Below are 13896 nucleotides of genomic sequence, written 5' to 3' on the forward strand. Positions count from 1 at the left end.
TAGAGATGGAAGACTTTGGGGCAATACTTATTAGATTTAAAAATGGCTCAATAGGAATAGTTGAAGGAAGTGCTTGTGTATATCCTAAAAACTTAGAAGAAACTTTAAGTATATTTGGAGAAAAAGGGACAGTTGTTATAGGTGGACTGGCTGTTAATGAAATAAAAACATGGCAATTTGCAGATGAAAGAGACTATGATAAAGAAGATGAAAGTACAAAAGTAGATAGTGTATATGGAAGTGGGCATACTCCACTTTATAAGGATTTTATAGATGCGATAAAAAATGATAGAGAGCCTTTAATAAATGGAGAAGAAGGTAGAAAGGCTTTAGAGATAATACTTAAGGCTTATGAAAATTCTAGAAACGAATAATGGAGATGTTAACCAATGATCCTTAGTATATCTAAATCAAATAGAAAAAATATCAAGAAAAGCAAGAAAATATATAATGACAAAAGGATTAGTTTTGCAATTGTACTTCAATTTTGTATGCTTATAACTAACTATACATTTAAACAGGTATTTAAAATAACAAGCCCTGGTGTAAGGGCCATGATTAGCGGTATTTTTATGGTATTAGTAGGGATATATTTTATTAGTATAATTAAGGTTGTATTTGATAGAGTAGGAAAGATTTTTATTAGTTCGTACCTTATATCGTTTATTATTATATTACTTAATATGTTGTTTTTTCCAAGTAATTTACAGTATTTATTAGAAATATCTTTCTATTTATTATTAATTTGTATGCCGATATTTATATATTATACTGCTATTTATGATAAATCAATATTATTAGAAATGTTGATAAAATCTTCATATTATCAAATGATGCTTGGAATAGTTTTCTTTATAGCCACAGATTTTTCAGTTATTAGATATGATATGGTTTTTTCATATTTGATATTGGTTCCAGTAGAAACATTATTATACAAGATATATAGAGATTTTAGTATTGTTGATGTGCTATTAGTTTTTGTAGGAATTATGATGATAATTATAATGGGTTCTAGGGGTCCACTGCTTTCCCTGATATTATTTTGGTTTTTTTTAGCTATAAAATATATACATAATAGTAAGAATATAGTAAAATATTTCATCACAACTTGCTTATTTATAGCAGTAATTATAATAATTTCATTGAATTTTGATATTATGATTGTAAAGCTAAACTTAATTTTAGAAAATATGGGATTTAGAAGCAGGACACTTAGAATTTTTCTGAGTAATTCAGTCGATTTTTCAAGTGGTAGAATTAACATCTATAGTTTTATTGTTGAGTGTATTAAAGAAAGGCCATTGTTAGGATATGGATTGGCTGGAGATAGGGTATTGTTGGGGGGGACATATCCGCATAACTTTTTTTTAGAGGTTTTAGTCCAATTTGGGGTAATAATTGGGGGCTTAATAATAATTTTATTTATTTATTTTTATATTAATGGTATATTTAATAATAAAGATGAAGTTGAAACTGATTTAGCATTGCTTTTTTTTGGAATAGGATTTGTACAGTTGCTTGTTTCAGGCTCATATTTAACTTCTGGAAACTTTTGGCTATTTATGTCTATTTGTATAAATTCCACAAATACTATTAAACATAAATTTTATAATGATTCAGAAGTTAATAAATAGAATATTCATTGATTTTTATTTCTATTGAGGTTAAAAAATAGTGGCAAGAATAAATCTGCCACTATTTTTTTTCTTTATTTATTATTGTGGTGGTCCACATACTTTGCAAGGTGTAAATCCTTGACTTTTAGCTTTTTTCAAACTAATAGGAATTTTGCTTTTCTTTAAATGTCTACAATTTCCTCTATGATATTTGGATCCTGTGTTTGTTATATATACTTCTTCTACACCATCAGTTGCTGGTGGCTTTGGTTTGGAAACAGCTCCGTTAGAACTAGTATTTCCTGAATTGCTACTATTTTTATTGCTTTCTCCATTAGAATTGACTGATTGATTAGGTTGAGAGTTTTTGTATGAACTTTGTTTTTCCTCTTTGGGTGGAGCATTTTCTTTCTTTGGTTTAGCAGTCTTTTTAAAGTCTATTTTTATTTCTTCGTTATCTACTGCAATTATAATAGTACCGTCTTTATCGGTCCTATATATTTGAATACCTTTAGCTTCTAATTTGTCAATAATTGCTTGATGAGGATAGCCATACTTATTTTCTGCGCCACAGCTTATAATTGCATATTCTGGATTTACTTTTTCAAGAAATTTATTAGTTGTAGAAGAATAACTACCGTGATGGCCAACTTTTAATATATCGGACTTTAAATCATAGTTACCATTTAACATATTTTGTTCTGCTTCTGTTTCAGCATCTCCAGTGAATAGGAAAGAATTATCTTTATAATTTAGTTTAAGTACAATGCTATAGTTATTTAAGTTATCGTCATTAATATTAGTTTCTGGAGCTAATACAGTTAAATTCAATCCTTCCTTGTCAAGTAACATATCTCCAGCAATGGGGGTTTTAAATTTAATTCCTTTATTCTGTATAGCGGACATTAGATTTTCGAATGTTTTAGTAGTATGAGTTTTGTCAGGCATATAAATATTGCCTATTTCAAAATTTTGAATAACTATAGGCAATCCTCCAATGTGATCTTCATGAGGGTGCGTTGCTACAAGATAATCAATCTTTTCTACATTTTGCTCTTTTAAATAATTTAAAACTGTTTGACTACTGCTTTCAGGTCCGCCATCGATTAAAGCTGTTTCACCATTTGGAAGCTGGACTAATATACTATCTCCTTGTCCAACATCTATATAGTGAACTTTGAGATCTCTTACTTTTTCAAATTGTTCTTTCTTTGGCTTTTCTGGCTCTTTTGGTTTTTCTGGTTTTGTTTTAATCTCTTCTGTTTTTTCTTCTACTTTTTCTATTGCAGCAGGTGTTTCTTTTTCGGCTACATCATTTTCTTCAGGTTCAATCATAGCAAAACCAACAGATGTGGCTATTAGTGAGATTATAAGTGTTGTTGCTGCAGCTTTCATTGGCTTATTATTTTTCTTTGCTTTAGTTAAATCAACTAGTGAGAATGTTAAGAAAGGTATTCCTAAGAAAGATATAAATAGTCCTATATCTCCACTTAGAAGCATTGCAAATGAAAAAATGTAGTATAGAATTGCTATGACTTTTTTCCAAGTTCTATCGCTGCGAAACCCTGGAATGTGTTTAAAAAAATTATTCAAATTCATCCTCCTTTACCAAATGTTAATATTATCATCTTGTCCAAACAAGGAAAAAATTATTCCTTACTTTGGAGGTTAAGGAATAACTCATTATAATTTGGTAAGAAGAAATGAAAATTAAAACTAAAATTATAGGGTTCTATTACTTAAAGATACAAAAAAAGTTATATTTCTGAATGTAAATTGATTCTAAAAATAATATCATCAACTTAATAAAAGGTGAATGGGAATGGGATATTAGATATAGATAATCTTATTTTTTTGAAAACAAACATAATTTTGTTATATGTCTCTAATAATAGAGGATTTATAGTGAATATGTAGAATTATATAGAAAACGAGGGTATTTTTCCACACATTTTAAGTCTTAAATCAACAGAAAATCAGGGGGAAATAGTATGTTAGAACTTAAGGAATATAGAAGGATAATGGATATTGAAAGAGAGTATAAGGGAAGGATAGAGAACACATCTTATTTAAATAGTTTGATATTAACAGAAGATGAAATATGGGATATAGGAAAATATCTAGGATATTTTATATCTAATAATGATTTTAAAAGAATGGAAAATGTTTTATTGGTTTATTCAGTCAGTATTGCATACCATTATTATGATGATACAGGTTATTGGCCTCATTTTTACAAATATTGTGGGTTAACAGGGAATATTGTATATAATGAAGAAATTGGACAGGTTATAGAATTTGTTTTAATGAATAAAGGATATTTAGAGTTTAACAGGGTAGGACCTTTTCGTTATGTAGGGGCTATTTTAGAGCAGACTGGCATAACTAAAAGATCTATACCTATATTTGCAGAAATAGTTAGAACTACATTAGGAAAAAATAGTTATAGAAGAAACGATATTAAATCTAAAACTGATTTTAAATATTATTTAGAAAGCATTAATTGTCCAGATTATCTAAAGAAATATTTAATAGATGAATCAGGTTGGAAATTTACAATCCAGGTTTTTAAAATCATGGATTATTTAAATAAAAAGATACTGACAATAGAAGATATATTTGAAATAAGGGGATTTTACCCAGGATTTTGGGAAGAATTTTTTAAATATTTTCATTTATATAAATTTGATAAAAGAAAAGTTAATATTAGTCCTATTATTGACCATGGGAGAACTGAGAAACAAGTTTTTGACTTTAATAAAGAATTAACTTTAAGATGGGCTTCTAAACCAGATTATATGTCTGAAGATGGTAAATATAATATATTTTATTTAAAGTTACCAGAGCTAAATATTGAGAATAAATATTTACTAGATAATAAAATTTATTTCTTATTCTATGATATTGGATCAGGGCCACAGAGAGTAAAAGATGTAGATAGATTGATGAATTACATAAAAGAAGAACCTTGTACTATAGGGGAAATATGGGCAGAACCTTTTGATAGAAGAAATACTAAATTTGATACAGAACCTTTCAAACCACTGAAATTTTGTTACATATCTAAAAAACATACCAAATTACCAATTTCAAAATATAAGGATGAAAAGGATATAATTTTAGAATCTAATACAGATAAACTTGAGTTTATAGGATGTTTTAAATACAAAGATAATCCGAATTTCTATATGATTCCTAAAGGTTTAGAAAAAATTAAAATTAAAGTAAAACATTATAAATATAGTACTTCCTTTATATTGCCAATAAAGTGGATCTCAGAGCCTAGAACTTCACTTAGAAAAGCTAATAATAAGGAAGGTCTTTATGAGGAATGGAAAGAAGATGTTTTAAACAAGAGAGGTATGTTTTTTAAAAGTGAGATTGCCTCATTACCTGAAGGGAAAAATTTAACAAGAGCGTGGAAACTATATAGGAATAACAATATTAAAGCTATTGGTATTTTAAAGAATATAAAAGGTGTAGATAAAATAGTAGATGAGTTAAAACAAGTATTAATTTGTTTATTATATTTAAAGAACTTTAGGATCAATATTATAGAGGATGAGATAGGCAGATATGCAGAAGGAAATTTTGCAGATATATTACTTACATATAAAAATTATCGTTCCATTATTTATGGAGATAAGCTTATTTCATCATCTTTAATAAAAGAGGATGTATTTAATTTAATCCCTTTTTTAAAAGAAGACAAGGAACTTATAAAAAACATTAACTATATAATTCATAATAAAAAGATAGATAACTATAGCTGGGTAGAGTTAGTACTAATGTATAAAATAGAGGTTAAAAAAGGTAATAGAAATAATATCTATAGAGATGAATTAAAAAGAATATATAAATATATACCTGACTCCCCTGAAAAAGGAGAGTTACTAAAGGATTTACATAAATAAGAGGGAGGAAATATTTATGATAGAAGAGTTGAAATCATTGTATGAAAAACAGAGAAAAAAAGGTGGGTTAAATAAAGCTGATGGAGAAAGGGCTTCTGAAATTATAACAGAGCTGTTAAAAAAGGACAATGAATTAGCTTATGAATACATGATGAAAATTAGCCCAGAGTATGGTGTGGAACCTTTTTCAATCTACTTAAATACTTTAGATAAAGAAACTAGGGATAAAAAAATACAAACTTTTTTAGATAATCAAGAATTTAAAGAAAACAATAGCAATATGGGTTTTAAAAGAGGTCTTGTGTTGGCCAGGGAAATATTTAAGCAAAAATTGGGAAGTTCTAGGGTTTTAAGAGTACTAGGAGAAACTTGCAAAGTAGCAATTGAAACCAGTAAATCTGGAGTTAATTCTCAAATAATTGGCTACACATATCAGGATTTTATAAAAATGGTAGATAGGAAATTTTTTAATATAGATGTTTCAAAGTATAGTGATATGGAAGAATATGAAGTTTATATGGGAAAAGTATTTGTAAATACAGTATTTCCTGATGCGGATATAAAAATAGCTATACCATTTAAATATCAACTACTAGTATTAAAATGGTTAACATCTTTCAAAACTGTCTATGAATTAGATTCAAATGAGAAAGGAAAAGTATATATTCATTCAGGAAATTGGTCAGAAGAGCTAAGAAAAATGGTATTAGAAGATGAAGATATAAATAGAAGATATGGTCAATATATAGCTGTTGAAAAAATTGAAGATAAGTCACCAATTGAAGAAAAATCTAAGAGTGAGGACAAGAATTTCAATGATAGAGATATATTTAAAGAAATATTGAATGATATTAGTGAGCTGGAAAAGAGATTTACAATAAAGGACAAGCAAGTGGAAAAAACCATATCTAATCTGTCTTTCTACAAAACTGAAAATGAAAAGTTAAAAAAAGAGAAAGAAATGCTACAAGAAAGAGTAGATAAATTGAGTAAGGCCAATGAAATCGAAACTGAGAAAAGATATCGATTAAATATGGAAAACAATAAGTTGAAAGAGGAAATAGAAAATTTAAAAGCCAATGAAAAAATAAATCAAAAGCAAGTAGAAGAGGTATTTGCAAATAATGAGATTATGAAAAAATCTGCAGTAGATGGCTTTAAGAGCAAATTAGGTTCTAGTCTGAGAAGTTATTACTACGAATTTCAAGATATAGAAGATGAAAAAGTAGATGAGGAAATGGGAGAAATAATGAAACTAAAAGTTAAGGAGATATTTGAAGAATTGATAAGGCAAGGAGTAAGAATATAAGGGGAGATAATAATGCTGCATACAGAAGATTATTTTGGTATAGATTTTGGAACAACTAATAGTTCTGTAGTTAGTGTTATAAAGTCTGGTAATACAATAAATATTGATAAATTCGGTGAAGAAGGAGAGAGGCCATTCCCTTCATTGTTGGCTATTGATAAAATTTCAGGGGAAGTCTACTTTGGAGAAGATGCCAGAACACGAAGACGGGAGCTATCTGATAGTTGTGAAATCATAAGTTCTGTAAAAAGCTATATTGATACAGATAAGAAATGGGATATTGCTGGAGAAGTATGGACTCCAGAGATAGTAGTGGCTCAAATATTTAAATCGATAAATGAAAGAATACATAGATATTATAATAGAGATATTAAAGATGCTATGATATCAGTACCTATAGGTTTTTCATCATCTAAAAGGAAGATAATAAGAAAAGCTTTATATAGGGCAGGAATCCAAATAAAAGGTTTTATAAATGAATCTACATCTGCAATATTTAAAAATTATGAAGAAGTGAAACATCACTCTAAATTAGCAGTATTTGACTGGGGTGGTGGAACCTTAGATATATCTATAGTTGAGCTTAATGATGGCAAGGTATATGAGAGAGCTACTAATGGAATTAAATTAGGTGGAGATGATATAGATGAATTATTGGCTAAATGGGTCCATTCAAAGATAGCAAAGGCAAAGAATTTAAATATTGCTTTTGAGGAAATGGATAAAAGGGATCAGGATAGAATGTTAGCTGTATGTGAACAAGCTAAAAAAACACTAACTTATGAAGATATAAAAAATATTAGCTTAATGAAATATGGTGATTTAGGTTCTTTTAATATTCCATTAGATGTAGATATGTTTTCTGAGCTGATTAGTCCACTTGTAGAAAAGGCTTTGGATACTTTAAAGGATACTGTGAAGATGGCAGAAATGAATATGAAGGAGATAACAGGATTAATAATGGTAGGAGGAAGTAGCAATTTAAGACCTCTTTATGAAAGGATAGAAGAGTTATGGGGAGAAGAGTTGGATGTGATTTTGCCCCAAGATCCAGAATGGAATATAGCTGAAGGAGCAGCTTTATTAAATATGGATTCAGGAGAGTTTAGGCTTAATCAGGACATAGGAGTATTATTAAGTGACAATAGTTTCTTCCCAATTATAGAGAGACATACTACTGTACCTATTTTTAATGCTATAGAACATCAATATGGGCTTGTAGATGATTCGAATAGTGCAGTATTTTTATTCTCTGATAATAAGATTGATCCTTTGTCTAAAGAGAAAAATGTACTGGATAGAATTTCTATAGAGGCAAAAGGATTTTTTAATGAAAATATTGTTACAAAATCCTATATTGATGAGGATTTGGTTTTTAAATCTAAAATTAAGAGCAGTCATCTAAGTGATGAATATGAAGAATATGAGTACTCTAATTTAAAGTTTTATTATACATTGCCAGATATGAGTGGTGATATAAGATGAAAGGATCCAATCTAAATGTAAGGAGCAATATATATATTAGAAGGGGACCTTTAGAAAGGGATTTTGATTTTCATGGAAAAGTTCTTAATAGGGAGGCTATTAAAGAATTATTGTATTTTGGATCCTTAAATAAGGATAGGAATTTAAGTGATTTTCAAAAAGATATTCTTTCTAAAGGAAGTGCTTGTAGTCTCAATAAAGAAGAGATACCTTATGGTTTGGTTAAAAACAGTGATGGTGAAATGAAATGGGAATGTAGATGTGAGAAAATAGACTGCGAGCGTTTTGATGAATGTAGGCCAGATTTTCCAATTGAGGATAGGAGAAGGTTAAAAAAGCCTAGAACTATAGAAAAAGAGGAAGAAATATCAAATTTAGCAAAGCTAAGGAGTGTAGAGTATATAGTAGAAGATAAAACCTTGAAACATGAACCTATTGTAGAGTCTTTTCCAATAGAAGAAGATATTGAAATAGAAGAAACTATTCCAGGAAAGGAAGATTTAATAGAAGAAATAGAAACTATAGAATTAGATAAAGGAGAAATAGTTGAGCAGGATTTAATAGTCAAAGCTTCAATAGAGGATAAAATATTTGTGAATGCAGGTCCAGGCACAGGGAAAACACATACTTTACTTGATAGAATTAAATATATAACTATAGAAGAAGAGTTAATAGATCCTGATGAACTTATGGTACTATGTTTTTCTAGAGCAGCTATAGGAGAAATCAATAATAGGCTGTCACAAAATGTTTCTCAAGATGAAAATCTATATAAGTTAAACATATTGGATGTAAGGACTTTCGATTCTTTTGCAACAAGTTTAATTAAGTTTTTAGAGCCAGATATGGATCTAATGTATAGTGGATATGATGATAGAATAGAGCTTGCTATAAAGTTAATAGAAGAGAATTCTGATGTTCTTAAGAATTTTAAACATATTATAATAGATGAGATTCAAGATTTAGTTGGAGTAAGAGCCCGTTTAGTAAAAACTATATTAGAAATATCAGACTGTGGCTTTACCTTGTTTGGAGATACATGTCAGTCTATCTACAATTATCAGGTAAAGGATAAGCCAGAAGAGATGGATACCAATACTTTTTATAATTGGATATTAAATAAATATACTGATGAAATAAAATCCTATGGATTTAATAAAAACTTTAGACAAAAAGAAAGATTGGCAAAAATATCTGGTGAAATAAGGGAGTCTATACTACTGGATTCTCCAGAAAAACAAAAAGAAAAAATTATGAACAAGATAAAAACATTTCGACATTTAGGTAGAAACTATAATATAAGGGATGAAATAGAGGATCTAGAATATGATAATATTAGCTTTCTGTGTAGGAGTAATGGACAAGCACTGAAAGTATCCAATCAATTAAGTCAACAGGGAATAGAACATAAGCTAATGAAAGAATCAAATTTTAAAATATTAGATCGTTGGATAGGGGAATGTCTTAACTATGGGGGAGAAATTTTATCCTACAAGGAGTTCGATGAAATATGTAAATCTATATTAAAAATAGATGAAGATGAAATACAAAGAAGATGGGATAGTTTGAAAGAAGTAGAAGAGGGAGATTCTTCAAAACTTAGTATCAATGAGTTATCAAGGAATCTATCTTATAAAAAACATACATATGAAAATCTTTGTGCAAATCAAGAAAACGATATTTTAGTATCTACTATTCATAGAGCAAAAGGACGAGAATTTGATAAGGTAATTTTATTAGATGATAATTTGTTGAATATAAATGAATCTAATAGTTTAATAGATGAAAATAAAATATACTACGTAGCTTTAACTAGACCCAAAGAAGATCTTTATAGGCTTAGCCTAAAGAATAGGAATAAAATTAAAAAAGTTAATATTAAAGGTGGAAAAAGTAGATGGTATGAAACTTTTTGGAACAGGAATAAGAAAAAGGAGATGTTAAACTCTATAGAGGTTGGTAAGGAAAGGGATATTGATACAATAAGTTTTGTATCAGATAAATTTTTAGCTCCAGATTCAAATCCAGAACTTAATCAAGAATACATATTAAATAATGTAAGTACTAATGACAGAGTAACTTTAATTTTAGCAGAAAAAGATGGAATGGCTATTGGATATGACATATACCATGAAGATACAAAGATAGGGAGAATGTCAAATAATTTTTTAAATGAAGTGTATATAATACTTAATAAAATCTATAGGGTACATACTATGGACTCAAAATATTTTCCTCCAGCTATTACAGATATATATGTAGATGAGGTATGTACTTATGTATTGGAAAATGAAGGAATTATAGAACAGGTAAATCCTTATATTTCAAGAGGAATATGGAATGGTATAACTCTAACAGGATTTGGTAAACGTGAACTAGATATTTTCTAATAGGAGGTAGAGACTTGAAATTTGATGAATACTATGAAGCTAGAGATTTTATTGAAAATTTACTTAGAATGGATCTATATGGTCCTGTAAAAGAAGATGAAATAATAGAAGAAAATCCATCCCAATACTATAGTATGGGAATACTTTTTCCTCAAAAGATAGAGGTAGATAGGTTTGAGAAAGAAGAGATAGAAACAAAGAAGAAGAGCCAGAATGGTAGAGAGGGCCAGGATATTGAAATGGATATAGAGGATGGATTATCCCTTAGTAATCTCTATAAACCTTCTTCTGTAGCTATATCTACTACAATAAAAGCAGGTGTTGAAAAGATAAAGATAAAAGTTAGATATAGTAAATACAAGGTAAGTGAGGATATTGAAACAATAACTAAAGGTGAAGAGGAAAAAAACTTGAAAAAGCATAAATGGAAGAGAACAGCCTATGAGAAAGTAGTAGTTGTTGATTTAGAAGATGATACCAAAATAGATATAGAGGAAGGGCTATCTCTCCAAGTATATTTGCATAGTATATATGATGATAGTTCAAAGACAATAACTGTAGTTTTGATTAACAAATATATGGGAGAAAAGAATTTAATAAAAGATGATTCTAATTCATTTTTCCAAGTAGGCATGGAAATAATAGCTGTAGATGATAAGGAACCCATATTTGCTCCTAAAAAGATGTTAATCCAAGTAGAAGAAACAGAAGAACAACAGAATTTAGATATGCTTTATGGAAATATAAAAGATTATGCTATAGGTCATGGCTGCGCTGTAGACTATGAAACCAATGAATATGGATGTTATAAAGTAATGTCTAGCTTTATTCCATCTTTTGAGCTTAAGCAAATGAAGCCTCAGTTAAAGGTAAATAAAGAAGTAGTTCAGATGAAATTTTTAGCACATGGTTCTAAAAAAGAAGTTATTAATAGATTATTGGAGCTGGTTGTATCTTACAACAATTGGATAGATCAACAAAAAAGAAAAATTGAGAAAATGGAAGATAGGTTTCAAGAGTCAGCTAAAAATAATATTGAAGCTTGTAAGGAAACATCAAATAGGATTAGAAGAGGTATAGATTTACTTAATGATCAAGATATATTGTTAGCGTTTCAATTAGCTAATGAAGCTATGTTGAGGCAGAGAGTATATTATCTAAAGAAAAAAGACATGCCTATTGATTTTCAATATATAACTTGGTATCCTTTCCAATTAGCTTTCATATTATTGGAAATTGATTCTATAATCAATGAAGAATCTGATTATAAAGATATAGTAGATATACTTTGGTTTCCTACAGGTGGAGGAAAAACGGAAGCCTATTTAGGGGTAGCAGCATTTACTATATTTTATAGAAGAATTATAGAGAAAGATATGGGAGCAGGAGTAACAGTTATTATGAGATATACCCTAAGACTCTTAACTATACAACAATTTGAAAGAGCAGCAGCTTTAATATGTTGTTGTGATGAAATAAGGGAAGAAAGAGAGGGATTATTAGGAAAAGAAGAAATTAGCATTGGATTATTTGTAGGGAGTGGTATGACACCTAATAATTTAGAAGATGCTAAAGAAAATCTCTACAAGATAATATCAGGTGGAACAAGTGCTCTAAAAGAAGGGGATGGAAATCCTTGTCAACTGTTGGAATGTCCTATATGTGGAAGTAAAATCTTACCAATAAATTATACAATTACTTCTGATGGAATGGGAATATATTGTCCCAATAGTGAATGTAGGAACAGTAAAAGAGCACCTATATATTTAATAGATGAAGATATATATAATAGGAAACCAACATTGATAATATCAACAGTAGATAAATTTGCAAGGATGGCTTGGGAACCTAAGATAAGGTATATATTTGGAATAGATACAGAATATAATCCACCAAGTCTTATAATCCAAGATGAGTTGCATTTAATTTCAGGACCTTTAGGAACTATAACTGGATTGTATGAAACAGCTATTGACTATCTCAGTACAAAAGAAGGCAGAAAGCCTAAAATAATAGCTTCTACAGCAACCATTGGAAATGCAGAATCTCAGGTATTATCCCTCTATGGCAGGGAACATAGATTATTTCCAACACAGGGAATAGATATTAAAGATTCTTATTTTGCAACAGAAGCAAGCCTAGAAGAGAAGCCTGGTAGAAAATATATAGGAATATTATCTCCAAGTAAAACTCCGACAACTATGTTAATAAGGGTTTATGGATGTTTACAGTTTGCAACTAGATATTTAATAGATAAAGGATTTAGCACTGAAGTAATAGATAACTATTGGACTATACTCGGATATTTCAATAGCTTAAAAGAATTAGGTGGAGCTGTAAACCAAGTGTATGACAATGTGCAGGAAAGATACTCCTTCTTATATAATAAGAAGTTTAAAAATTTAACACCAGCTTTTACTTCTGTGGAAAAGTTTGATAATTTGCAAGAACTAACAAGTAGGAAGAAATCTTCTGAAATATCTAAGATATTAAAAGGATTAGAAAGTAGTTATGGGAAAAGAAAAAATTTAGCTTTTGACTATGTACTAGCTTCCAATATGATATCTGTAGGAATAGATATAGATAGATTAGGATTGATGGCTATGACAGGACAGCCTAAATCAAATGCAGAATATATCCAAGCTTCTAGCAGGGTGGGAAGACAAAACCCAGGGTTAGTAGTTGTAATATATAATACATCTAGAACTAGAGAAAGATCCCACTATGAACAATTTAATAATTTTCATTCAGCTATATATAAACATGTAGAACCTAATAGTTTGACGCCTTTCTCCATGGGAGCTAGAGATAAAGCGTTACATGCTGTATATATAAGCTTATGTCGTCAAACTATATCATATCTAAGGGAGAGAGAAGATGCAGGGAATTTTAAAATAGATGATGAAAACTTAAATGAAATTGAAGATCATATCATTGAAAGAGCAGAAAAAATAGTAGGTGAAAGTAAGGACTATTATGAAACTATAGATGAGATAGAGAAAATCAAAGAACTTTGGGAATTAGAAATAGAGAATAGTGAATTTTTAAATTATGATAAATATGGCAGTGAAAATGCAAAACCCCTTTTAGGAGTAAATCAAGATGAAGAGGCAGCTTTTAGAACACTTAATTCCATGAGGAATGTTGATCTACATTGTAATGTATATTTAGAGGAGGATTAA

The 13896-nt window shown here is 29.1% G+C and carries 8 protein-coding genes; 7 read left to right on the plus strand and 1 reads right to left on the minus strand.

Annotation, left to right across the window (positions count from 1 at the left end; translation table 11 throughout):
• Nucleotides 1–374 (plus strand): Gfo/Idh/MocA family oxidoreductase (locus FYJ27_RS10785; protein ID WP_268234925.1); only part of this gene is annotated, 374 nt, incomplete at its 5' end.
• Nucleotides 375–389: 15 nt separating this feature from the next.
• Nucleotides 390–1634 (plus strand): O-antigen ligase family protein, encoded by a 1245-nt coding sequence (locus FYJ27_RS10790; RefSeq protein ID WP_154484841.1) that lies wholly within the window; start codon nt 390–392, stop codon nt 1632–1634.
• Nucleotides 1635–1715: 81 nt separating this feature from the next.
• Here FYJ27_RS10790 and FYJ27_RS10795 read toward each other — a convergent pair whose 3' ends face one another.
• A complete protein-coding gene (locus tag FYJ27_RS10795) occupies nt 1716–3209 on the minus strand; it encodes a ComEC/Rec2 family competence protein (protein WP_229775546.1) in 1494 nt (497 codons plus the stop codon).
• A 398-nt stretch (nt 3210–3607) separates the two neighbouring features.
• Between FYJ27_RS10795 and FYJ27_RS10800 the strand changes: the two genes are divergently transcribed.
• Genes FYJ27_RS10800 through FYJ27_RS10820 form a run of 5 tightly spaced genes read left to right on the plus strand, consistent with a single transcriptional unit; the run spans nt 3608 to nt 13896 of the window.
• A complete protein-coding gene (locus FYJ27_RS10800) occupies nt 3608–5530 on the plus strand; it encodes a hypothetical protein (RefSeq protein ID WP_154484842.1) in 1923 nt (640 codons plus the stop codon).
• 16 nt (nt 5531–5546) lie between these two features.
• Nucleotides 5547–6839, plus strand: a complete 1293-nt coding sequence (locus tag FYJ27_RS10805; RefSeq protein WP_154484843.1) for a hypothetical protein — start codon at nt 5547–5549, stop codon at nt 6837–6839.
• 12 nt (nt 6840–6851) lie between these two features.
• Nucleotides 6852–8324: an Hsp70 family protein gene (locus tag FYJ27_RS10810; RefSeq protein ID WP_154484844.1), complete on the plus strand. Its 1473-nt coding sequence runs from the start codon at nt 6852–6854 to the stop codon at nt 8322–8324.
• Nucleotides 8321–10714 carry a UvrD-helicase domain-containing protein gene (locus FYJ27_RS10815; protein WP_154484845.1) on the plus strand — a complete coding sequence of 798 codons (2394 nt, stop codon included), beginning with the start codon at nt 8321–8323 and terminating at the stop codon, nt 10712–10714. Before FYJ27_RS10810 ends, FYJ27_RS10815 begins: the two co-directional genes overlap by 4 nt.
• Before the next feature lie 14 nt (nt 10715–10728).
• Entirely contained in the window at nt 10729–13896 is a 3168-nt protein-coding gene (locus FYJ27_RS10820) for a helicase-related protein (RefSeq protein ID WP_154484846.1), read from the plus strand.

The sequence above is a fragment of the Anaerosalibacter bizertensis genome (assembly GCF_009696605.1).
Taxonomy (GTDB): Bacteria; Bacillota; Clostridia; order Tissierellales; family Sporanaerobacteraceae; genus Anaerosalibacter; species Anaerosalibacter bizertensis.

Coding starts and splice junctions, on each gene's coding strand:
- FYJ27_RS10815 (WP_154484845.1), top strand. CDS start 8,321: ATGAAAGGATCCAATCTAAATGTAAGGAGCAATATATATATTAGAAGG.
- FYJ27_RS10810 (WP_154484844.1), top strand. CDS start 6,852: ATGCTGCATACAGAAGATTATTTTGGTATAGATTTTGGAACAACTAAT.
- FYJ27_RS10790 (WP_154484841.1), top strand. CDS start 390: ATGATCCTTAGTATATCTAAATCAAATAGAAAAAATATCAAGAAAAGC.
- FYJ27_RS10805 (WP_154484843.1), top strand. CDS start 5,547: ATGATAGAAGAGTTGAAATCATTGTATGAAAAACAGAGAAAAAAAGGT.
- FYJ27_RS10800 (WP_154484842.1), top strand. CDS start 3,608: ATGTTAGAACTTAAGGAATATAGAAGGATAATGGATATTGAAAGAGAG.